The sequence below is a fragment of the Saccharomonospora sp. NPDC046836 genome (assembly GCF_040645195.1).
Classification (GTDB): Bacteria; Actinomycetota; Actinomycetes; order Mycobacteriales; family Pseudonocardiaceae; genus Prauserella_A.
In genome coordinates, this window is the sequence record NZ_JBEYXW010000004.1 from 103,021 (window position 1) to 124,131 (window position 21,111).

The 21,111-nt window shown below is 69.4% G+C and carries 21 protein-coding genes; 7 read left to right on the plus strand and 14 right to left on the minus strand.

Annotated elements, in window-relative coordinates:
• The first annotated feature begins 4 nt into the window (after nt 1–4).
• Entirely contained in the window at nt 5–679 is a 675-nt protein-coding gene (locus tag ABZ863_RS07190) for an FCD domain-containing protein (protein ID WP_358531990.1), read from the plus strand.
• 153 nt (nt 680–832) lie between these two features.
• On the opposite strand, the gene ABZ863_RS07195 is transcribed toward ABZ863_RS07190, so the two are convergent.
• The 9 genes from ABZ863_RS07195 to ABZ863_RS07235 form a co-directional block, all read right to left on the minus strand.
• Entirely contained in the window at nt 833–1,447 is a 615-nt protein-coding gene (locus ABZ863_RS07195; protein ID WP_358531991.1) for a PadR family transcriptional regulator, read from the minus strand.
• A 6-nt stretch (nt 1,448–1,453) separates the two neighbouring features.
• A complete protein-coding gene (locus ABZ863_RS07200) occupies nt 1,454–2,173 on the minus strand; it encodes a hypothetical protein (protein ID WP_358531992.1) in 720 nt (239 codons plus the stop codon).
• A gap of 299 nt (nt 2,174–2,472) precedes the next feature.
• Complete coding sequence (locus ABZ863_RS07205) at nt 2,473–3,195, minus strand: CPBP family intramembrane glutamic endopeptidase (RefSeq protein ID WP_358532402.1); 723 nt, start codon at nt 3,193–3,195, stop codon at nt 2,473–2,475.
• A gap of 114 nt (nt 3,196–3,309) precedes the next feature.
• On the minus strand, nt 3,310–4,044 hold the full coding sequence (locus ABZ863_RS07210; RefSeq protein ID WP_358531994.1) for a CPBP family intramembrane glutamic endopeptidase: 735 nt from the start codon (nt 4,042–4,044) through the stop codon (nt 3,310–3,312).
• A gap of 138 nt (nt 4,045–4,182) precedes the next feature.
• On the minus strand, nt 4,183–5,247 hold the full coding sequence (locus tag ABZ863_RS07215) for an amidohydrolase family protein (RefSeq protein ID WP_358531996.1): 1,065 nt from the start codon (nt 5,245–5,247) through the stop codon (nt 4,183–4,185).
• Between the two features lie 3 nt (nt 5,248–5,250).
• Nucleotides 5,251–6,792, minus strand: coding sequence for a signal recognition particle protein (gene ffh, locus ABZ863_RS07220; RefSeq protein ID WP_358531998.1), 1,542 nt, complete (start codon nt 6,790–6,792; stop codon nt 5,251–5,253).
• Between the two features lie 295 nt (nt 6,793–7,087).
• Nucleotides 7,088–9,400, minus strand: a complete 2,313-nt coding sequence (locus tag ABZ863_RS07225; protein WP_358532000.1) for a [protein-PII] uridylyltransferase — start codon at nt 9,398–9,400, stop codon at nt 7,088–7,090.
• Nucleotides 9,401–9,409: 9 nt separating this feature from the next.
• Nucleotides 9,410–9,748 (minus strand): P-II family nitrogen regulator, encoded by a 339-nt coding sequence (locus tag ABZ863_RS07230; RefSeq protein WP_358532002.1) that lies wholly within the window; start codon nt 9,746–9,748, stop codon nt 9,410–9,412.
• Nucleotides 9,745–11,064 carry an ammonium transporter gene (locus ABZ863_RS07235; protein ID WP_358532004.1) on the minus strand — a complete coding sequence of 440 codons (1,320 nt, stop codon included), beginning with the start codon at nt 11,062–11,064 and terminating at the stop codon, nt 9,745–9,747. The genes ABZ863_RS07230 and ABZ863_RS07235 overlap by 4 nt, the downstream gene beginning before the upstream one ends.
• 233 nt (nt 11,065–11,297) lie before the next feature.
• Here ABZ863_RS07235 and ABZ863_RS07240 point away from each other — a divergent pair, with 233 nt between their 5' ends.
• Both ABZ863_RS07240 and ABZ863_RS07245 read left to right on the plus strand, forming a co-directional pair.
• Nucleotides 11,298–12,107 carry a putative RNA methyltransferase gene (locus tag ABZ863_RS07240; protein WP_358532006.1) on the plus strand — a complete coding sequence of 270 codons (810 nt, stop codon included), beginning with the start codon at nt 11,298–11,300 and terminating at the stop codon, nt 12,105–12,107.
• Nucleotides 12,104–12,745: a (2Fe-2S)-binding protein gene (locus ABZ863_RS07245; RefSeq protein ID WP_358532008.1), complete on the plus strand. Its 642-nt coding sequence runs from the start codon at nt 12,104–12,106 to the stop codon at nt 12,743–12,745. The genes ABZ863_RS07240 and ABZ863_RS07245 overlap by 4 nt, the downstream gene beginning before the upstream one ends.
• Before the next feature lie 6 nt (nt 12,746–12,751).
• Here ABZ863_RS07245 and alc read toward each other — a convergent pair whose 3' ends face one another.
• From alc to ABZ863_RS07270, 5 genes are read right to left on the minus strand one after another with little or no spacing between them, the layout of a single operon-like run.
• Nucleotides 12,752–13,762 (minus strand): allantoicase, encoded by a 1,011-nt coding sequence (alc, locus tag ABZ863_RS07250; RefSeq protein WP_358532010.1) that lies wholly within the window; start codon nt 13,760–13,762, stop codon nt 12,752–12,754.
• Nucleotides 13,759–15,087: an allantoinase AllB gene (gene allB, locus ABZ863_RS07255; protein ID WP_358532012.1), complete on the minus strand. Its 1,329-nt coding sequence runs from the start codon at nt 15,085–15,087 to the stop codon at nt 13,759–13,761. Before allB ends, alc begins: the two co-directional genes overlap by 4 nt.
• A 46-nt stretch (nt 15,088–15,133) precedes the next feature.
• On the minus strand, nt 15,134–16,831 hold the full coding sequence (gene gcl, locus ABZ863_RS07260) for a glyoxylate carboligase (RefSeq protein WP_358532014.1): 1,698 nt from the start codon (nt 16,829–16,831) through the stop codon (nt 15,134–15,136).
• An 11-nt stretch (nt 16,832–16,842) separates the two neighbouring features.
• Nucleotides 16,843–17,718 (minus strand): 2-hydroxy-3-oxopropionate reductase, encoded by an 876-nt coding sequence (locus tag ABZ863_RS07265; protein WP_358532016.1) that lies wholly within the window; start codon nt 17,716–17,718, stop codon nt 16,843–16,845.
• On the minus strand, nt 17,715–18,539 hold the full coding sequence (locus ABZ863_RS07270) for a TIM barrel protein (protein ID WP_358532018.1): 825 nt from the start codon (nt 18,537–18,539) through the stop codon (nt 17,715–17,717). Before ABZ863_RS07270 ends, ABZ863_RS07265 begins: the two co-directional genes overlap by 4 nt.
• Nucleotides 18,540–18,655: 116 nt before the next feature.
• Here ABZ863_RS07270 and ABZ863_RS07275 point away from each other — a divergent pair, with 116 nt between their 5' ends.
• Genes ABZ863_RS07275 through pucL form a run of 4 tightly spaced genes read left to right on the plus strand, consistent with a single transcriptional unit; the run spans nt 18,656 to nt 20,869 of the window.
• Nucleotides 18,656–19,126 carry a helix-turn-helix domain-containing protein gene (locus tag ABZ863_RS07275; protein ID WP_358532020.1) on the plus strand — a complete coding sequence of 157 codons (471 nt, stop codon included), beginning with the start codon at nt 18,656–18,658 and terminating at the stop codon, nt 19,124–19,126.
• Nucleotides 19,127–19,179: 53 nt separating this feature from the next.
• Nucleotides 19,180–19,653: a 2-oxo-4-hydroxy-4-carboxy-5-ureidoimidazoline decarboxylase gene (locus ABZ863_RS07280; RefSeq protein WP_358532022.1), complete on the plus strand. Its 474-nt coding sequence runs from the start codon at nt 19,180–19,182 to the stop codon at nt 19,651–19,653.
• Entirely contained in the window at nt 19,650–19,973 is a 324-nt protein-coding gene (uraH, locus tag ABZ863_RS07285) for a hydroxyisourate hydrolase (RefSeq protein WP_358532024.1), read from the plus strand. Before ABZ863_RS07280 ends, uraH begins: the two co-directional genes overlap by 4 nt.
• Nucleotides 19,974–19,978: 5 nt before the next feature.
• A complete protein-coding gene (gene pucL, locus ABZ863_RS07290) occupies nt 19,979–20,869 on the plus strand; it encodes a factor-independent urate hydroxylase (RefSeq protein WP_358532026.1) in 891 nt (296 codons plus the stop codon).
• Nucleotides 20,870–21,111 lie beyond the last annotated feature (242 nt).

Here is a 21,111-nt window from a genome sequence, read left to right on the forward strand (position 1 = left end):
CCGCGTGGCCAACCGGACCAAGGAGCTCGTCGCCCACCTGACAGCCCGCATTCAGGAGGGCGTGATCCAGCCCGGCGAGCGGCTGCCCACCGAGAGCAGCCTCGTCGAGGCTCATGGCGTCAGCCGCACGGTCGTCCGCGAGGCGATCTCCCGGCTGCAGGCCGCCGGGCTGGTCGAGACACACCACGGACGGGGCAGTTTCGTGCTGGCGCAGCCGAGCACCACGCCGTTCGAGGTGGGCGCGACCGGTGAGCTGACAGTCGAGGGCCTGCTGGAACTGATCGAGTTCCGGATCGCCGTCGAGTCGGAGGCGGCCGCGCTCGCGGCACGGCGTCGCAGCGCGGCCCAGCTGACGGACCTGCGGACGGCACTCGACGACTTCGCAGGCAGCGCCGCGAAGCCGAGCGCCGCCGTGCAGGCCGACTTCCAGTTCCACCTGCGACTCGCACTGGCGGCGGGTAACCGTTACTTCCGCGACCTGCTGAAGTCGTTCGGCCCCGGAGTGATCATCATGCACCGCGAGCGGCTGCGGCCGAGCGAGGAACGGTTCCGCGGGATCATCGCCGAGCACGAGAACATCTACGCCGCCGTCGAGCGGCAGGATGCCGACGCGGCACGCGCGGCGGTACGCGTCCACCTGGGCAACAGCCGGGCGCGCCTGCTGCGGGCGCAGGCCTAGTTGCCGCCTTCCGCGCGAGTCCCCCGCTCCAGCCCGCGAGTCCCCCGGTCCAGCCCGCGAGTCCCCCGGTCCAGCCCGCGAGTTGCCCGCTCCGGTGCGCGAGTTGCCCGCTCCAGCCCGCGAGTCCCCCGCTCCCACACGCGAGTTGCCCGCCTAGTGCGCTTGGTCCGAAGTGGAGGGCCGGTCCGTTGCCCTGGCGGCGGGGCTGTTGTCATCGGCCATCTGGAAGGCGCCTTGTTCAAGGCGGTCGATGAGGCGGGTCGTCCAGGTGGTGCGACTGTCGGCGGTGTGGAGCCAGAGGTCGATGACGGCGCCGACCGGTCCCCAGGTGTCGAGGTCGACGTCTGGCGGCAGGTGCGTGGTGATGCTGTTCCGCCATTGCTCCATCGCGGTTGCGCGCTCGCGGAGCAGGTCGACGGCCTCGGCGCGGGGTAGATCGTCGATCAGGCCGACGGCGGCGGCGAGTAAGTCCAGACGAGGGTCGCGGCTGGACAGCGCGTCACGGAGCAGGCGTGTGTAGAGCTGGTCGCCGTCGGGGGTGAGCTCGTACTCGATGCGCGGCGGTCCCCCCGCCTCGCTGGGCGTTGTTTCATGCGCGCGGAGAAGGCCTTGTTCGGTCATGGACCGCAGGGCGTGGTAGACCGAACCAGAGGTCGCACTGGACCATTCGTGTGCGCCCCATGCCTCCAGGTCAGCGCGAACGCGATAGCCGTGGGCACGCCCACGCCGCCGAATCGCACCGAGCACGAGCAGCCGAACCACCGACATGGGCGGTCAGTCCTGCAGAATCGCAGCGAGGTCGTGCAGGCTCGCGAGCGTATCGGCGAGCGAGGCTCGTTCCGCCTCGGTAAGGGGCACCTCGCCGGCCCGGGCGAGAAAGCCGCGGGCGCCGGCGGTGTCATCGAGTCGCACGGCGAGCTCTGCGCGGTAGGCGAGTGCCTCTACCAGGTCGGCACCCGTCGTGGTGTCTCCATCCCGCTGGAGCGCACCGTCCAGAATTCGCGCGGCCTGGTCGTGCTTGCCATGGGAGTCACCCATCACTACGGCGCTCCGCATCGACCGAGCCAGCCCTCTCAGGGCGGGCTCGTCGTCGACAGTGCCGGTCTTGACCGCGTGGATCCTGATCCAGTTCCCACCCGGGTCGATGACACTGAACCCGGACAGGTTGTCGGCGTTCTTCCGCTTGCGTGGCCGCGTGATCCGAGGGATCCCGGAGACGAGAAGCTTGCCATGGACGGCGCGCATCCCGGCGGCAAACGCATCGAACAGCGCACCGGTGTCGGACACCAGCACGAGACACGAGCCGTAGGACTCTTCCGCCCTGAACCCGTCGATGCCGAAGAAGTCCAATCGGAGATCCTCGCGTTGCAGTGAGACGTAGGGGTTGGGACGGACCTGCCGGTAGGTGCGAGTGAATCCCAACATCTCGTAGAACGACGTCACCTCATCGATCGACCCACACGGCAACAACGGCACGGTTTGCTCGCCAGCCATTCACCCTCCCGCCAGTAGCCAAATTTGGCTAATCGGAACGTACTCCTCGCGAGAAATTCTGACAATGTGTCGAACACATGTTCGAGTCTCGTGCTACGCTGGATTCATGAACGTTAACGGGGTCCCCATGACATCGTTGGGGGACAAGGAACTTCTGTACAAACTATGGGAAACGGAGCAGCGGCGGCGCGCTGTCTACGCTCATGAGTTGGAGTTGATCGCGGAGATCAAGGCACGCGGCTTGCCCGTGCCCCCCGTGGGGGACGGGTATGACCGGGCGGCACGGGATGGGCCACCCGTCAGTAGCTGACGACACCTAACGCGGTGAGCAGGATGGCCAGCGCGGGCAGGAAGTTGTTCATCTGGTGGGCGACAATGCTGCCCAGCAGCCGGCCGGTCACCAGCCTGGCAAGCCCGATCGGCACCGCGATCACCAGCAGCAGCGTGGTACGGAGCGGCTCAAGGTGGCTCACCGCGAACACCGCCGTCGACAGCAGGAACGCGGCGAACCGGGCCCACTTCTCGTTGCCCCATTCCAGCCGTTCGGTTGCGCTCCACAGTAGGCCGCGGTAGATGATCTCCTCGCAGATCGGTCCGAGCAGCCACAGGTAGAGGAACATCACCACCGCCGCGGACACGGACATCGGCTTGTCCTCGATCAGCGCGCTGATCGCCGACGTCGAGTTCTCCTCCCCCACGAGCCGCGACCAGACGAACACGCCCACGAGGGTGAAGGCCAGGCCGAGCACGCCGAACTTGAGCCCCAACTTGACGTCGTCCCAGCGCCAGGACAGCCGGAGATCGGCCAGTGGACCATTACCGCGCAGCTTCGTGATCGCCAGCGCCGTAAGTGCCGCGATGATCGTGGGCGCCATGGTGCCTATCAGCACATCACGCACAGGAAGCGACTGTGGACCACCGTCCCTGGACAGCAGCGCGCCCACGAAGGCGGCCGATGCCAGCAGTACAGCTTCAACCAGTAGAAAGGCGCCAAAACCCCACCGGTGGGGCGGCGACGCCAGTGCGGTCGGCTGGCCGACATCGGGCGCCTGCTCCCCCGCGTTCGGTGACGTCACACCCATCCTCCCGGAAACACCCGTCCGTTCCAGGCGAGCCTACTGTGCGCACACGGGCTGTCACGAGGAGAACAGCAACAACGCCGGCACCAGGTTGTTCGTGGCGTGTGCGACCAGGCTCGCGCCGACCCTGCCGGTGATCATCCGCGCGCTTCCAATGGCGATGCCCTGCGCCAGCAGCGCGAGCATCCGAGTGGGCTCGGCGTGCAGCTGCGCGAACACCAGTGCGGTCAGCACAAGGATCACCCAGTCGGGCACCCGGTAGTGCGCGAGTCCGTTCCACAGTGCCCCGCGGACCAGCAGCTCCTCGGTCAGCGGCGCAACCGCCACCACGACCACCGCGGCCACGATGAGCCAGGCGAGGTGAGCGGTGAGGCCGCCGAACACCTCGGTGAGCGGATCCGTCATCCGGGTCGTGCCGTAGACGTGCAGCAACAGGAGGTTCATCAGGTAACCGGCGAGCAGCGAGAACCCACCACACGCCAGGCCGACCTTGAGGTCCCGAAGGTCGGGCACCACTCGGAACTCGGCGAGCACCCCATGACCCCAGCGGCGGGCGGCGAACGCGGGCCCCGCGCCGAGGAGCAGGTTGGGCACGAACGCGAGCAGTACCAGCGGGCCGAGGTGCGCCAGCTGCACCGGACCGAGCGCGCCGCCGTGGACCACCAGCCCGGTCAGCAGCAAGGAGAGCAGGTAGTAGCCGCCGAGCGAGGCGAAGAACGCGAGAAATCCCCAGTGCGCGCCGAGAACGAGCCCCTCCCGGATCGATGGCGACGTCTCATCACTCTGCGCCACCGCACCTCCCTGCCGTCAGCGCCGTTAAGGCTCCCAAGGCCACCATAGTCAGGCACTGCGGCGCGAAGCGTCTCCGTTTGGGCGGTGGGGGAGACGGGTGCCTTGGACGCAACCAAGGTGGCCGTGGGGACCGGAGCGTTACCTGATGAGGGTGCCGCGGAGCAGGATGTGGCGGGGGCGGCGGAGTACGGCGAGGTCCTCGCGCGGGTCGGCGTCGTACACGACCAGGTCGGCGGGAGCCCCGTGGGCGATGCCCTCATGGCCGAGCCACTCACGTGCCGCCCAGGACGCCGCGGCGAGCGCCTCCTCCCGGGGCATCCCGCTCCGGTTGAGCGCCTCCACCTCGTCGGCGAGCCTGCCGTGCTCGACCATGCCACCCGCATCGGTTCCCGCGTACACCGCGACACCGGTATCCAGCGCGGCCCGCACCATGTCCGCGACGCCGGCATGGAGCTTGCGCATGTGGGCCGCGTAGCGCGGGTATCTGACCGCCTGGTCGGCAATGCCGGAGAAGTTCTCGATGTTGATCAGCGTCGGTACGAGCGCCGTGCCACGCCGCGCCATCTCGGCGAGCAGATCCGCGGAGAGCCCGGTGCCGTGCTCGAGGCAGTCGATCCCGGCATTGATCAAACCCGGCAGTGCGTCCTCGCCGAACACGTGGGCCGTGACGCGTGCGCCCGCCTCGTGCGCGACCTTGACGGCCTCTGCCAGAACGTCGTCCGGCCACAGCGGGGCGAGGTCGCCGACGCCGCGGTCGATCCAGTCGCCGACGAGCTTCACCCAGCCGTCTCCCGCCGCAGCCTGCTCGGCGACTGCGGCAGGCAGCTGGTCCGGATGGTCGAGGTCGACGCCGAGCCCTGGGACGTAGCGCTTGGGCAGCGCGAGGTGCCTACCGCCGCGGATGATGCGCGGCAGATCCGCACGCGCCTGCAGCGGGCGGGTGTCGATCGGTACCCCGCAGTCGCGGATGAGCAGTGTGCCCGCATCGCGGTCGGTCAGCGCCTGCGCGGCCGCCTCCGCCAGCGTGGTGGGCCCGCCGACACCGATGCCGGGGTGGCAGTGTGCGTCCACCAGCCCCGGCACGAGGAAACCGCCGTCGAGCAGCCGCGTCCCCTCGACCGGTTCGAACGAGATACGCCCGTCGCTGACCCAGACATCACGGTCGGTGCCGTCCGGCAGCACGACACCCCGCAGCCGGTACATCCGTTACTTGTTCTTCGGCAGCTTCAGCTTCGAGGGATCAAACCCCGGTGGCAGGTCGTTGAGACCACCGCCGAGCTGTGACAGATCCGGCATCCCGCCACCGGCGGCCGGCGGGAAACCACCGGGCAGACCGCCGGGGAAGCCGCCGCGCACCTTCGGCTGCGTGGGGCCGCGTCCCTTGGCCTTCTTGCCCTTCTTGCCCTTGCGGTTCTGCTTCTTGGTGGCGCTGCCCATGCCGAAGCCGAACCGGCCCGCCATCTGCTGCATCATCTTCCTGGCCTCGAAGAACCGGTTGACCAGGTCGTTGACGTCGCGTACGGCGACACCGGAACCGCGTGCGATGCGCTGCCGCCGGGACGCGTTGATGATCTTGGGGTTGTCCCGCTCGGCCGGTGTCATGCCGCGGATGATGGCTTGCAGCTTGTCGAGGTGCTTGTCGTCGACCTGGGCCAGCTGGTCCTTCATCTGCCCGGCGCCTGGCAGCATGCCCAGCAGGTTGCCGATCGGGCCCATCTTGCGCACGGCCAGCATCTGCTCGAGGAAGTCCTCCAGCGTGAGTTCGCCGGAACCGAGCTTCGCCGCCGCCTGCTCGGCCTTCTCCTGGTCGAAGGCCTGCTCGGCCTGCTCGATCAGGGTGAGCATGTCACCCATGCCGAGGATCCGGCTGGCCATACGGTCGGGGTGGAAGACGTCGAAGTCCTCGAGCTTCTCCCCGTTAGAGGCGAACAGGATCGGCTGACCGGTGACCTGCCGCACCGACAGCGCGGCACCACCACGCGCGTCACCGTCGAGCTTGGTCAGCACCACACCGGAGAAGCCGACGCCGTCGCGGAAGGCCTCGGCGGTGGTCACCGCGTCCTGACCGATCATCGCGTCGACGACGAACAGCGTCTCGTCGGGAGTGACCGCGTCGCGGATGTCCGCGGCCTGCTTCATCAGCTCCTCGTCGACACCGAGCCGGCCCGCGGTGTCGACCACGACGACGTCGTGCTGCGCGTGCTTGGCCTCCTCGATGCTGCGCCGCGCCACGTCCACAGGGTCGCCGACGCCGTTGCCGGGCTCCGGCGCGAACGTCGTCACACCGGCGCGCTCACCGACGACCTGCAGCTGCGTCACCGCGTTCGGCCGCTGCAGGTCACAGGCCACGAGCAGTGGCGTGTGGCCCTGCTTCTTCAGCCAGAGCGCGAGCTTGCCGGCGAGCGTGGTCTTACCGGAACCCTGCAGACCAGCCAGCATGATGACCGTCGGCGGGGTCTTGGCGAGGTTGATGCGGCGGGTCTCGCCACCGAGGATGCCGATGAGCTCCTCGTTGACGATCTTGATGACCTGTTGTGCCGGGTTCAGCGCCTGCGAGACCTCAGCGCCCTTGGCCCGTTCCTTGACCTGCCGGATGAACTCACGGACCACCGGCAACGCGACGTCTGCCTCCAGCAGCGCGATCCGGATCTCGCGCGCGGAAGCGTCGATGTCGGCATCGGAGAGCTTGCCTTTGCCGCGGAGGTTCTGCAGGACCGACGTGAGCCGATCGGAGAGTGTGTCGAACACGGGGTGCACGCTCCAGCAGGTCGTGGTTACTCGGCAGCCGGCTCACCGCGGGCCGACAACACCCCAGGGTACTGGCCGGGCGTACGCGCACAGCCGCCCGGCCGGTCAGCTCCCCCGCTGCGGCCGGGCGGTGCGCTCCCTCCTCGGCGCCCCACGGCCCATCCCGACTCGCCAGACCCCCAGCACCAGGCGAGGCGCCACCGGTCAGGGCGCCTGCCTGTGGCGTGCTCCAGCCTCCCGCAGACAGGGGCGTGCCGGCAGCGTGAAGACACCGGAACCCCCTGGGTAGATCTACCTACGAGGCCGCGGCGAGGACGGCTTGCTCGACTCGCTGGCGCCAGGCCGTGTCGATGACGCCCTGCCGGGCGGATACGGCGAACGAGTCGACCACCCTGGCGCCCAGCGTCGCGACCTTCGCCCAGCGCACCTCGGCGTCGCAGCGCCGCAACGCACCGGCGACCCGGTACAACAGGCCGATCCGGTCCACCGCACGCAGCTCCAGCACGACCGTGTGGGCCCCCGACGTCTCGTCGTCGAACCACAGCACCTTCGGCGCCGCCGGGACGGCCAGCGCGGCGCCGTAGGCCTGTTCCTTCTCCGCGAGCTTGTGGCTCAGCGGCAGGCCACCCGCGACCGCCCTGGCGAACTGGTCACGCAACAGCGAGGTGTCCGGCAACGTGCCGAACCGCGGTGACGCGGTGAACACGCCGACCCGGCCACCGCCATGGGTACGCAGCATGGCCGTATGCACCTCGAGGGAGTTGAGTGCCAGTACGCCGGCTGCGGGCGTGAGCAGCTCGGCGTTGGCGGGCACCGCGAGGACGACCGTCGCGAGCTTGCCCGCGGCGGTGATCCGCACCTCGCCCCTCGTGGTACGCACCGCCTCGGCCACCAGCTCGCGCTGGGTGTCGTCGAGCGGATCGGGTGCGGTGAAGGCGTTGCCGTGCAACAGCTGCCTGCACCGGCTCACCAGTTCGGCGACCAGGCCTGCCTTCCACTCGGTCCACACACCGGCCCCGGTGGCGATCGAGTCGGCCTGCGTCAGCGCGTGGAGCAGGTCGAGAAGCAGCGGATTGCCGTCGAGAGTCTTGGCCACCCGCTCGACGGTGCCCTGCTCGCTGATGTCCCTGCGCGTGGCCGTGTGCGCCAGCAACAGGTGATGCCGCACCGTACCCACGACCGTCGCAGTGTCCTCATCGGACAGACCAATTCGGACGCAGACCTGCGCGGCGATCTTCGCGCCGAGCTCGGAGTGGTCGGCATCGCGCCCCTTGCCGATGTCGTGCAGCAGCGCACCGAGCAGCAACAGGTCGGGCCGCGACACCGTGGTGGTGAGCTTCGACGCCTCCACACAGGCCTGCACCAGATGCCGGTCGACGGTCCAGGCATGGACCGGTTCACGGGGCGGAAGATCGCGCACCGCTCCCCACTCGGGGAACAGCCTGGCCCACAGGCCCGTGCGGTCGAGCGCCTCGACGGCGTCGACGAGCCCCTCCCCCGCGCCGAGTAGCTCGGTGAGCGCCTGCCGTGCCGGTTCCGGCCACGGTGCGCGCAGCTCGGGCGCCGAGTCGGCCAGTGTGCGCAACGTGCCGTGCGCGATCGGCTTGCCGGAGCGCGCCGACGCCGCGGCCACCCGCAGCAGCAGGCCGGGGTCGCGGGCGGGTACCGCATCCCGCGCCAGCGCAACTTCGTTGCCGTGCAACACAACACCGTCGTCGAGCGGGACGCGGCTCGGGCGCCTGCCGAACCGGGTCTTGGGTGGTTCGACAGCCGAGCGCAGTGCGACGTCGACGGCGTAGGCCACGGCCCGGCCCGCCCCGGAGAGCTTGCGGGCGAGCGAGAAGCGGTCGCCGAGGTCCAGCGCGGCTGCCACCGTCTCGGCGTCGGCGGCACCGAGCACGTCACGGTCGCGGCGCAGCTCCCGCCGCAGTTCGGTGCGGACGTCCAGCAGCAGCTCGCGTGCCGCCTGCAGTTCCTCGCCAGGGCGGTCGGCGAGCTGGGCGACCGCGACCGCCTCCAGCAACCCCAGGTCACGCAGTCCGCCCCGGCCGTACTTCAGGTCCGGCTCGGCGGACTGGGCGATCTCGCCGCTGCGCCGCCAGCGGGTGCGGGTGGCCTCCGCCAGTTCCGGCAGGCGTTTGCGGGCGGTGCGCCGCCAGTGGTCACGCGCGGCCGTCACCAGCCGCGCGGTGAGGTCGGCGTCCCCGACGAGATGCCGGGCGTCGAGCAGGCTCATCGCGGTGCGCAGGTCCTCGGAGGCGACCTTGAGCGCCTCCCCCGGTGTACGCACCGAGTGATCGAGACCGACCCTGGCGTCCCACAGCGGGTACCAGAGCGCATCCGCGATCTCACCGATTTTCGGATTTCCGTTGTGTACCAACACGAGGTCGAGGTCGGAGAACGGCACGAGCTCCCGACGGCCGAGGCCGCCGACGGCGACCAGCGCGACACCGGGTTCAGCGGTGTCGACGCCGGCCGCCGTGGCGGCCCTGTTCAGCCAGAACTCGTACAGGTCGACCAGCGCGGCACGAAGCGCAGCGGTGCCGAGCCGTCCGTGCCGACCCTCCAGCAGCCGGTTGGCTGCTTCGACAAGCCCTCCTACGACCACGGCCCGCGCCTAGAGGGCATCTGCGCCGCGTTCGCCGGTGCGGACTCGGATAACGGTGTCCACCGGGGTCACCCACACCTTGCCATCACCGATCTTGCCGGTGTGCGCGGAGCTGACGATCGCGTCGATGACCTTCTCGACGTTGGCGTCGTCGGTCACGACCTCGACCTTGAGCTTGGCCACGAAGTCGACGGCGTACTCGGCGCCGCGGTAGACCTCGGTGTGGCCCTTCTGGCGGCCGTAACCCTGGACCTCGCTCACCGTCATGCCGAGGACGCCGAGCTGTTCGAGAGCCGACCGGATGTCGTCGAGCGTGAACGGCTTGACGATCGCGGTGATCAGTTTCATGACTTGCTCTCCTCGAACTTCTTCGCGCTGTCGCTACTCACGCCGTGGTCGACAGAAGCCGCCCGGCCGCCACGTCCTCCAGCGAAGTCATACGCCGACTCGGCGTGCTCGGCCTCGTCGATGCCGGACCGCTCGTCGTCGGAGCTGATCCGCAGTCCCATCGTGGCCTTGACGATCAGCGCGATGATGAGGGACAACACAAACGAGTACACCATGACCGCGACCGCGCCGACAGCCTGCTTGCCGAGCTGTTCGAGACCGCCGCCGTAGAACAGCCCGTTGACGCTGCCCTCGTTGACGTTGGTGGTGCCGAAGAAGCCGATCAGCAGGGTGCCGACCAGGCCGCCGACGAGGTGCACGCCCACGACGTCGAGCGAGTCGTCGTAGCCGAAGCGGTACTTCAGGCCGACGGCCAGAGCGCAGAGGATGCCTGCGATGGCACCGATCGACAGCGCGCCCCAGGTGTCGACGAACGCACACGCCGGGGTGATGGCCACCAGGCCGGCCACGACACCGGACGCGGCGCCGAGGCTGGTCGCCTTGCCGTCACGCAGCCGCTCGGTGAGGAGCCAGCCGAGCATCGCGGCGCAGGTGGCGGTGAGCGTGTTGATGAAGGCCACACCGGCAACCGAGTTGGCGGCCAGCGCCGAACCGGCGTTGAACCCGAACCAGCCGAACCACAGCAGACCGGCGCCGAGCATGACGTAGGGCAGGTTGTGCGGCTTCATCGGCTCCTTGGGCCAGCCGCGACGCCTCCCGACGACCAGTGCTAGCGCCAGTGCAGCCGCACCGGCGTTGATGTGCACCGCGGTACCACCGGCGAAGTCCAAGGCGCCGAGAGTGTTGGCGATCCAGCCGCCGACCACTCCCGAGTCCGTGTTGTCGAACGCGAAGACCCAGTGCGCCACCGGGAAGTACACGACTGTGGCCCACAGGCCGGCGAACAGCAGCCAGGCACCGAACCGCACACGGTCGGCGATGGCACCGACGATCAGGGCGACGGTGATGATGGCGAACATGCCCTGGAACGCCGCGAAACCAGTGGTGGTCAGCGCCTCGCCGCCCATGAGACCGGACAGCCCGAGGTACTCGAACGGGTTGCCGAGGAGACCGGCACCGACATCATTGCCGAACGCCACCGAATAGCCGTAGATGACCCAGAGCACGCCGATGAGCCCCATCGAGCCGAAGCACATCATGAGCATGTTCAGCACGCTCTTCGAGCGGACCATGCCACCGTAGAAGAACGCCAACCCCGGTGTCATCAACAGCACCAAAGCGGCGCTGGTGAACAACCAGGCCGTATTTCCTTCCACGCTTCTCCTCCTTCGAGAGCCGGATCGCCGAACTCACAATTGCGGCACAGCATCGGGAAGACGTGTTGCGCGGAATGGTTTCTCAGGTTTCGACGTCGTGAACCAAATGGGCAGCCATGTTACGGATAAGTTTCCGATCACCGGTGCCGATTCGTCGGCTTACGAAACGTCGTGGTCGAATATGGTCTGTGACCTCGCATGAAACGCCGACTCGATCGCTACCGTCCGCGGTCGTGGCGGCACTGCGCTGCTCCGTCTGCGCCGATCCTCTCGGCCGGACCGGCAACGCGCTGCGATGCGAACAGCGCCACGCGTTCGATATCGCCAGGCAGGGGTACGTGAACCTGCTCCATGCGGGGGTCGCGGCCGGGACCGCCGACACGAGCGAGATGGTGACGGCACGCGCGGAGTTCCTCGCCGCCGGTTTCTACACCCCGCTGGCGGAGGTGCTGGCGCACCACGCGGATGGCCGTTTCGTCGTCGACGCCGGCGCCGGAACCGGGTACTACCTGGCTCGCCTGCTCGACGCGTTGCCGGACGCGGCGGGGCTCGCGCTGGACGTGTCGGCGCCGGCGTTGCGCCGGGCGGCACGGGCACACCCGCGCATCGGCGCGGTGGTGTGGAACCTGTGGCAGCGGTGGCCGGTCGGCTCCGCCGTCGCCGACGTCGTTCTCAACGTCTTCGCACCGCGCAACGCCGCCGAGTTCCATCGGGTACTGCGTCCTGGCGGCACGGTGCTCGTGGCAACGCCAGGGCCGGGGCATCTCGGCGAGCTGGCGGGGCAGCTGGGGCTGCTGGATGTCGCCGGGGACAAGCAACGGCGGATCGACGAGGCGTTCGCCGACCGGTTCGAGCTGGTAGGGCAACAGGACGCCGCCAGGACGGTGCAGCTCGGTCCTGCCGATGCGCGGCGGGTGGTTCTCATGGGCCCCAACGCACATCACCTGCACCGGAACGGCCTCGGCGAACGGCTCGCCGCACTGCGCGAGACCGTGGAGGTCACCACGTCGTTCCAGGTGTCGATCTACCGGAGGCTCGGATGAGCGCCGAGGTGCCCGCAACCGTGCTTGCCGACCGGTCGTGGCTGCGCGAAGATCTCGTCCGCGCGGCGGCGCTGTACGGCGCCGCGAGCGATCGGGTACTCGGCACGATCCGCTGGTACTCGGCGTCGTCCGTACTCGTGGCACCCGCGCTGGAACCCCTCGTGCACACCGGTGTCGCCCGTGATCCCGCGCTCGACGCGGTGGTGTTCGACCTCGCCCCTGACGGGCGCTACCTGGACGCCCGGTCGGAGCGGACGCTGGGCCGCGACCTGGCGACGCTGGGCGCGGCGCTTGCGGGCGCGCTCGGCGCGGCGGTGGAGGCGAGTGCGGCGGTCAGCGGTGCCACGGCACGGTCGTTGTGGGCCATCGCCGCCGACTCGATCGCCAACCGGCTGCTGTGGGCAGGGTCGGCCGTCGGCGACCCCGCACACGCGATGGAGCTCGCCGCCGCGCTCGGTGACGCGGTCGGCCCGCAGCTTCCCCGGCCCCGCTTCGTCCACATTGGTGCGCGGCCGGTGGCACGGCGCGCGTCGTGCTGCCTCATCTATGCGGCAACCGGCGGCGACAAGTGCACCAGCTGCCCCAGGCAGGCGCCTGCCGAACGCGAGCAGCGCCTGCGTTCCCTGCTCGGGCCGTGACCAGGTTCAGGAAGTGGCGTCGAAGCGCGTGGTGAGCGCTGCCCGGCCGCGATCGGTGAGCCCGCCGAACAGCCGCAGGCGGGCGAGCCCACCGTCGGGATAGATGTCCAGCCGGACGTGGGTAGCCGCACGCGATTCCGGTACGGCGAAGCGGTGCCGGGTATCCGGCTGCAGGCGGGTCTTCGGCAGTAGTTCGAACCAGCCATCCGGATCGTCCACATCGGAGCTACCGGACAGCGCGGCCCAGCCTGGCGCGTTGCCGCGCAGGTTGCTGGTGTCCAGCTCGGCGAACCGCACCACACCCTCACCGGCCAGCCGGACGATCATCCAGTCGTTGCCACCGTCACGCCGGCGCGCGGTCTCCCAGCCCTCGGCCTGGTTGGCCGCGAGGCCGGGCGCGAGCAGGTTGTCCGGCGAGGAGTAGAACATGTTGCTGCACGCGGTGCACGCGGCCCCGTTCTCCAGCGCCGCCAGGTCGAGCGCTGCGACGTCGAGCAGTGCCGGATCGGGTATCGGCTCGCCGTGTACCCGCAGCCGTGCGATGCCGCCGTCGGGATGCATGGTCAGCCGCACATGCGTGTAGCGCCGCGCGGCGCCCACCGTGAAGTACGTCTCCGCGTCCCCTGTGACCGGTGCGTGGTCCACCAGCGTGTCCCAGGCTGCCCCGGCAACCTCGGACACGCTCGGATAGCCGGGCAGCGCACACGCCTCGACGGACACGAACGGCGGGTAGTTGCCCTTGAAGAACGCCGTATCCACGACCACGCCGGCGATCGTTCCGGGCAGGCCGAGCCGCAGGATGGCCCGGTCGTCGCCCGGTTCGCGATGCCGCCGGGTCTCCCAGCCGTCGTAGAGCTGGCCTTTCGGGCCGAACGTCTCCGGCTGGTGCCGTGGCAGCCACGGGTTGACGAGGTTCTCCTTCTCGGCGAACAGCTCGTCGCTGGCCCACATCACCGTTCCGCCGAACCGACGTGACGCCAGGTCGGTCCGCGCTGTCCACTCCGGACGGTCGGTCACTGTCCCTCCCTCATCAGCAGGCTGCCGTGCGGCTCGTCGCCGGTGACCTGCCTGCCGCGTAGCCAGGTCGAGCGCACCACCCCGGCGAGCGGCCTGCCATGGTAGGCGCTCACCGGGTTGCGGTGCCGCAGGGCCGCGACGTCCACGACGAACGCCTCATCGGGTGCGAACACGCAGAAGTCGGCGTCGTAGCCTGCGGCGAGGTGCCCCTTGCGCCGGAGTCCTGCCTGCGCGGCGGGTCGTTCGGCCATCCATCGCACGACGTCGGTCAGCGCGAAGCCGCGTTGCCGGGCGCCGGTCCACACCGCGGGCAGGCCGACCTGCAGACCGGCGATCCCGCCCCATGCCTGGCCGAAGTCGCCGGTGTCGAAGCGTTTGAGCTCCGGCGTGCACGGCGAGTGGTCACTCACGACGCAGTCGATCACGCCATCGGCAAGCCCCTGCCAGAGGAGCTCCCGGTTGGCGGCCTCCCGGATCGGCGGGCAGCACTTGAACTGCGTCGCGCCGTCATCGATCTCCTCGGCGGTGAAGGTCAGGTAGTGCGGGCAGGTCTCGGCGGTGATCACAACGCCCTCCCGCCGGGCTCGCGCCAGCTGCGGCAGCGCCTCGGCCGAGGCCAGGTGCAGGATGTGGGCACGAGCGCCGGTGCGCCGGGCCAGCTCGATCACCCTGGCGATCGCGGTGTTCTCCGCCGCGCGCGGGCGGGAGCCGAGGAAGTCGGCGTAGCGCGGGCCGTGCGGCTGCGGTGCGCGCTCGATCTCGTCGGCGTCCTCGGCGTGCACGATGAGCAGCCCGTCGAAGCCGTGCAGGGTCCGCATCGCCTCGGCCAGCTCATCCGGCGCGAGCGGTGGGAATTCGTCGACGCCCGAATGCAGCAGGAAACTCTTGAAGCCGAACACACCCGCCTCGTGGAGGGGGCGCAGCTGGGCGGTGTTGCCGGGGATGGCACCGCCCCAGAACCCGACGTCGACGTGCACCCGGCCGAGTGCCGCCTTGCGCTTCACTTCGAGTGCCGGGACGTCGACGGTCGGCGGCAGGCTGTTGAGCGGCATGTCGATGAGCGTGGTGATGCCACCTGCTGCCGCCGCGCGGGTCGCCGTCTCGAAACCCTCCCACTCACTGCGGCCGGGGTCGTTGACATGCACGTGCGTGTCAACGAGCCCGGGCAGCAGCACGACATCGCCGGCCAGCTCGACGGTTCGGTCGGCGGCGAGTGCCGCTTCGTACGGTTCGACGGCGACGATCCGGCCGCCGCGAACGCCGATGGTGCGCGCCACCTCGCCCTCATGGGTGATGGCGCGTTGGGCTCGGATGACGAGATCCATATCGGTCACCTTCTCATTCTCCGAGCGTGGCAACCGATCCGGCGAGTCAGGAGAGTTCGAACTCCGTGACGTTGTCGAGCGCGGTACCCATGGCGGCATTGGCCTCCCGCTCGATCATGATCTCCACGAGCACCGGACGGCTGGTGCCCTCCGCCTCCTTGCGCGCCCATTCCAGCGCACCGCGGATCTCCGCGGGATCGACCACCCGCGTACCCGAGCAGCCGTAGGCCTCCATGATCTTGACGTTGTCCGTGCCGTACTGGTCGTAGTGCAGGTCCACCTGGAAGTTCATGTCGTAGCCGAGCTCGGCCTGCCGGATGAGCCCCAGGTACTCGTTGTTCAGCATGATGAGCACGAACGGGATGTCGTACTGCGCCGCAACGGCCAGTTCCTCCACGAGGAACTGGAACGAGTAATCGCCGACCACCCCGACCACCTCGGCGTCCGGGCGGGCCTTCTTCACCCCGATCGCGGCCGGGATCTCCCAGCCGAGTGGCCCGGCCTGCCCGCACACCTGGTAGTGCCGGGGCTTGTGCACACGCTGGAACTGGCCGGACCAGATCTGGTACAGCCCGATCGCGGTGACGAAGTAGGTGTCCTCGCCGTAGAACTCGTTGACCTCCTTGAACACCCGTGGCGCCTTGATGGGGATCGCGTCGAAGTCCTCGCGCCGCGGCAGCTCGCGGCGCAGTTCGGCGATCCGGTTCACCCACACCGGCACACCCGGATCGATGGGCGCGCCACGCTCGTCCACCACGTGCAGCAGCGCTTCGAGGAACGCCCTGCTGTCGGACACCACGCCGAGGTCGGGTCCGAAGACCTTGCCGATCTGGGTCGGCTCGATGTCGACGTGGATGAACTCGCGCTCACCGCGGTAGACATCGAGCGCACCGGTGTGCCGGTCGCCGAACCGCGCGCCGAGCGCCAGCACCAGATCGGCCTCGAGGAACGCCGCATTGGCCCAGCGCTGCGAGGTCTGGATGCCCGCCATTCCCGCGAACAGCGGGTGGTCCTCCGGAAAGCTGCCCTTGCCCATCAGCGTCACGCCCACCGGCACGCCGAGCCGCTCGGCCACCGCACGCAGCGGTCCGCTCGCCTCGCCGAGCACCACGCCACCACCGGCCAGGATCAGCGGCCGCTGCGCCGCCAGGATCATGTCCAGTGCCCGCTCGACCCGCGCGGGCGACGGCGCGGGCGCGACCACCGGAAACGGGGTGTCGATTGTGGCGTCCCATTCGATCTCCTGCTTCTGCACGTCCAGCGGCAGGTCGATGAGCACCGGTCCCGGGCGGCCCGAGCGTGCGATGCGGAAGGCCTCACGGAAGATCCACGGCGCCTGTGCCGCTTCCTTGACCTGCACTGCCCATTTCGTGACGGGCTTCGCGATCTCCACGATGTCGACAGCCTGGAACGCCTCCTGATGCAGCTTTGTCGACACCGCCTGCCCAGTGATGCACAGGATCGGGATGGAATCGGCCTGCGCGGTGTAGAGACCTGTGATCATGTTCGTTCCGGCAGGCCCCGAGGTGCCGATCGCGACACCGACGTTGCCGGTCGTGCGTGCCCACCCGTCGGCCATGTGGGTGGCGCCTTCCTCGTGCCGCACGACGAGGTGTTCGATGCCGCTGTCCTGCAAGGCGTGGTACAGCGGCAGGATCGCCGCACCGGGGCAGCCGAATGCGGTGTCCACGCCTTCTGACCGAAGCACGTCGACGACGGCCTTCATGACAGGAACCTTGGCCATGGCATGCCCCTTCACGCTCGGCCGGAGAGTTCTTCGGTGACCTTCAGCAGCGCGGAGTGATCGAGCGAGCCGTGGCCCATCGCGCGCGCCGCGGCGATGAGCTGGGCGACGAGACCGGTCATCGGCAGCGACACCTCGGCCTGCCGTGCCGCAGCCAGCGCGATGCTCATGTCCTTGTGGTGTAAGTCGATCCGGAAACCCGGCTCGAACCGCCTTGCCACCATCGACTCCCGCTTGAGGTCGAGGATGCGGTTCGCGGCAAGGCCCCCGGCGAGCACGTCCAGCCCGGTACCAGCGTCCACACCGGACCCCTCCATCAGCACGATGGCCTCGCCGACCAGCGCGTAGATCCCGCCGACCACGAGCTGGTTGGCTGCCTTGACCACCTGGCCTGCACCATGTGGACCGACGTGCACGATGGTCGCCCCGAAGGCCTCGAACAACGGTGACGCCGCGGCGAAGTCGGCCTCGTCACCGCCGACCATGATCGAGAGCGTGCCCTGCCGGGCGCCGGCCTCGCCGCCGGAGACCGGTGCGTCGAGCACGCGAATGTCCTTCTCCCGCGCGGCATTCGCCACCGCGATCGACGTCTCCGGCCGGATCGTGCTCATGTCCGCGAGCAGCGTGCCCGGCTTGGCCGTGTCCAGCACCCCGCCTGCCCCGAGGACGACCTCTTCGACGTGCGGGTGGTTGGGCAGCATGGTGATCACGACATCGGCATCGGCGACGGCGTCGGCGACCGAGGACGCGGCACGCCCGCCCGCCGCCTCGAGCTTGCCGACCGCCTCCGGCACGACGTCGTAGCCGCTGACCGTATGTCCGGCCGCCACCAGATGCGCGGCCATCGGCGTGCCCATGATGCCGAGTCCGATGAATCCGACGTTCACAGTGCCCTCCTCATCCGCGGCAGCCAGTCGAAAGAGGACTCGCTGTCGCCGCTTGGCTGGTATTCCAATCCGACGAATCCGTTGTATCCGGCCGCTTCCAGCGCGGCGAGGTGTCCATTGAGGTCGAGCTCACCCGTACCGGGCTCGTGCCGCCCCGGGGCGTCGGCGATCTGCACGTGACCGATGCGTGCCGTGTGGTCGGCGGCGAGCGCGCCGAGGTCGTCACCATTGACGGCCAGGTGGTACAGGTCGGCGAGCAGGCGCACGTTGGGCCTGCCGACCTTGTCGATGACGGCGAGCACGTCGGCGGCGGTGCGTAGGGGGTACCGCGGCGCCGCGGAGAGGGGCTCCAGCACCACGGTGGTCTCGAGGTCGGCGGTCACGGCGGCCAGCCGATCCAGTGTGGACAGTGCGAGCTCGTCCTGCTCGGCGGGGTCCACACCGTCGATCCGGTTGCCGTACAACGCATTGAGCGTGCGACAACCGAGCCGCTCGGCGATCCCGAGTGCGACGTCGACGCTGTCGCGGAACTCGTTCTCCCTTCCCACCCAGGACACCAGACCCCGGTCACCACCCGGCATGTCCCCGGCGAAGAAGTTGAGGCCCACGAGCTGGACATCCGCCTCGGTGACGGCCGAGACGAAGGCGTCCACCTCGGTGTCGCCCGGCACGGCGACCGGGAACGGCCACCAGAACTCGATCGCACCGAACCCCGCGGCGCGCGCGGCGGCGGGCCGCCGCAGCAGCGGCAGTTCGGTGAACAGCATGGACAGGTTCACGTCGTAGCGCAGGCCGTACCGTGCGCCGGACTGTTCGGTCATCGGACCACGCCTTCGGTCGCATAGTTTCCGTATTGCGGAATTAAGTTTTCGTTCTATGACAGTAGCGAGAAGTTCGCGCCCTCGTCAACGGTCCGGCGGCGAGCTACGTTGCAGGCGTGGAACTGGAAGCGGAGTTCACCAGCGAGCCCTTTCGCGGCGAGACGGACCCGCCCGCGCATGCGGTCCGGGCACGGGATGCCGCCGAGAACGCGGGCCTGAGCACCCAGTTCGGGCCGCTGGGCACCTCCGCGCGCGGCGAGGCCGAGGTGCTCCTGGATGCGCTGCCGGACATCGTGCGCGCGGCGCTCGACGGCGGCGCAACCGGCCTGACGTTGCGGATACAGCACCCTGGCGCACCCGCGAGGGCCCCGGCGGAGCCCGGCAGCGTGCTCGATCAGATGATCCGCGAGGTCGAGGCGGAACTCGGCAGCAGGCTGGCCGGGCTCGACCGGGCAGGAAAGCAGCGTGCTGTGCGGATGCTCGAGGAGCGAGGGGCCTTCCAGCTCAGGAAGTCGGCGGCGGCGGTCGCGGAGGCGCTCGGCGTCACCCGGTTCACGGTGTACAACTACCTGAACCGTGAACCATGATCCAGTTCAACACATTGTTGACTGGCGTTCGGTGGTCGCCTTAGCTTTGCGGAATGACCGAACTCCGGCTGGCAGAGTTCAACGCCGCCGATCCCGGGCGGCTCCAAGCACTGCTCAGCAGCTGCCTCGCCGTGCCACGGTGGGTCGGCGCCCTGCTGGCCGGGCGGCCGTATGCCGACCGGGCCGCGCTGCTCACGGCGGCCCATCTGGTGCTGGAGCCCGGCGAGATCCACGCGGCGATGGCCGCGCACCCGCGGATCGGCGAGAAACCGGCGAGTGGTCACTCGCGCGCCGAACAGTCCGGTGTGGACGATGAAGCCACCGAGTTGTTCCGTACAGCCAACGCCGAGTACGAGGCCCGGTTCGACCACGTGTTCCTCGTGTGTGCGAGCGGGCGCGGGGGCGAGGAGCTGCTCGCCGACCTCCGGCGGCGCCTCGGCAACGACCCGGACACCGAGCTCGCCATCGCGGGCCGGGAACTTGTCAAGATCGCGACACTGCGACTGGAGAAGGCGGTTCTCCCATGAGCCTGGTGACGACCCACGTCCTCGACACCACTGCGGGGCGGCCCGCGGCCGGGATACCGGTGCGGCTGGAGGCGAAGAACGACGACTGGACGGAGATCGCCGAGGACCGCACCGACGACGACGGCCGCGTACGTGAGCTCGGCCCGCACACACTGCCGGCCGGGGTGTACAGGCTGGTGTTCGACATCGAGGCGTACGCGGGGCCGGAGGCGTTCTTTCCCGAGGTCACCGTGGCCTTCCGCATCGCCGATCCCACGGCACACCACCACGTTCCCGTGCTGCTGAGCCCGTTCACCTACACCGCCTACCGAGGGAGCTGACCGGCATGGCCATCACACTGGGCCCCAACCAGTACGGCAAGGCGGAGGTGCGCCTGGTGACCGTCGAGCGCGACGGGCCGGTCCACCACCTCAGGGACCTCACCGTGTCGACGTCGCTGCGCGGCCAACTGGCGGCCACTCACCTCACCGGGGACAACGCCGACGTCGTGGCCACCGACACGCAGAAGAACACCGTCTACGCCTTCGCCAAGGAGCAACGCGTCGGCGAGATCGAGGACTTCGCGCTGCGCCTCGGCAAGCACTTCGTGGATTCCTACGAGCAGATCACCGGCGCACGGGTGCTCATCGCCGAGCACGGCTGGGACCGCATGGAGGTCGGCGGGGCGCCGCACGACCACGCGTTCTCCCGTGCGGGTGGGGAGAACCGCACCACCGCGGTCACCGTGCAGGACGGCAAGGCGTGGATCGTCTCCGGCCTGACCGATCTCGTGGTGCTGAAGACGACCGGCTCGGAGTTCCACGGTTTCCCGCGTGACCGCTACACCACGCTGGCCGAGACGAACGACCGGATCCTGGCTACGGCGGTCACCGCGCGCTGGCGCTACGGAACCGGTGAGGTCGACTGGAGCGAGGCGTTCACCGGCATTCGCGCGGCACTGCTGGAGGCCTTCGCCACCACGCACAGCCTGTCGCTGCAGCAGACCCTGTACGCGATGGGTGAGGCGGTGCTGAAGGCCCACCCGGAGGTGGCCGAGATCCGGCTGTCTCTGCCCAACAAGCACCATTTCCTGGTGGACCTCAGCCCCTTCGGCCTGACCAACGACAACGAGGTCTTCTACGCCGCCGACCGGCCCTACGGCCTGATCGAGGGAACCGTCCTACGCGACGACGCGGAAGACCCAGGGCTGGCATGGCACACACTCCCCACCTTCTGAAGCCGACCACCGACGCACGCGCGAGTCCCCCGCTCCGGTGCGCGAGTCCCCCACCCAAACACGCGAGTCCCCCGCTCCGGTCGGCGAGTTGCCCGCCCACGCACGCGAGTCGCCCACTCCAGTCAGCGAGTTGCCCGCCCACGCACGCGAGTCGCCCACTCCAGTCAGCGAGTTGCCCGCCCACGCACGCGAGTCGCCCACTCCAGTCAGCGAGTTGCCCGCCCACGCACGCGAGTCGCACG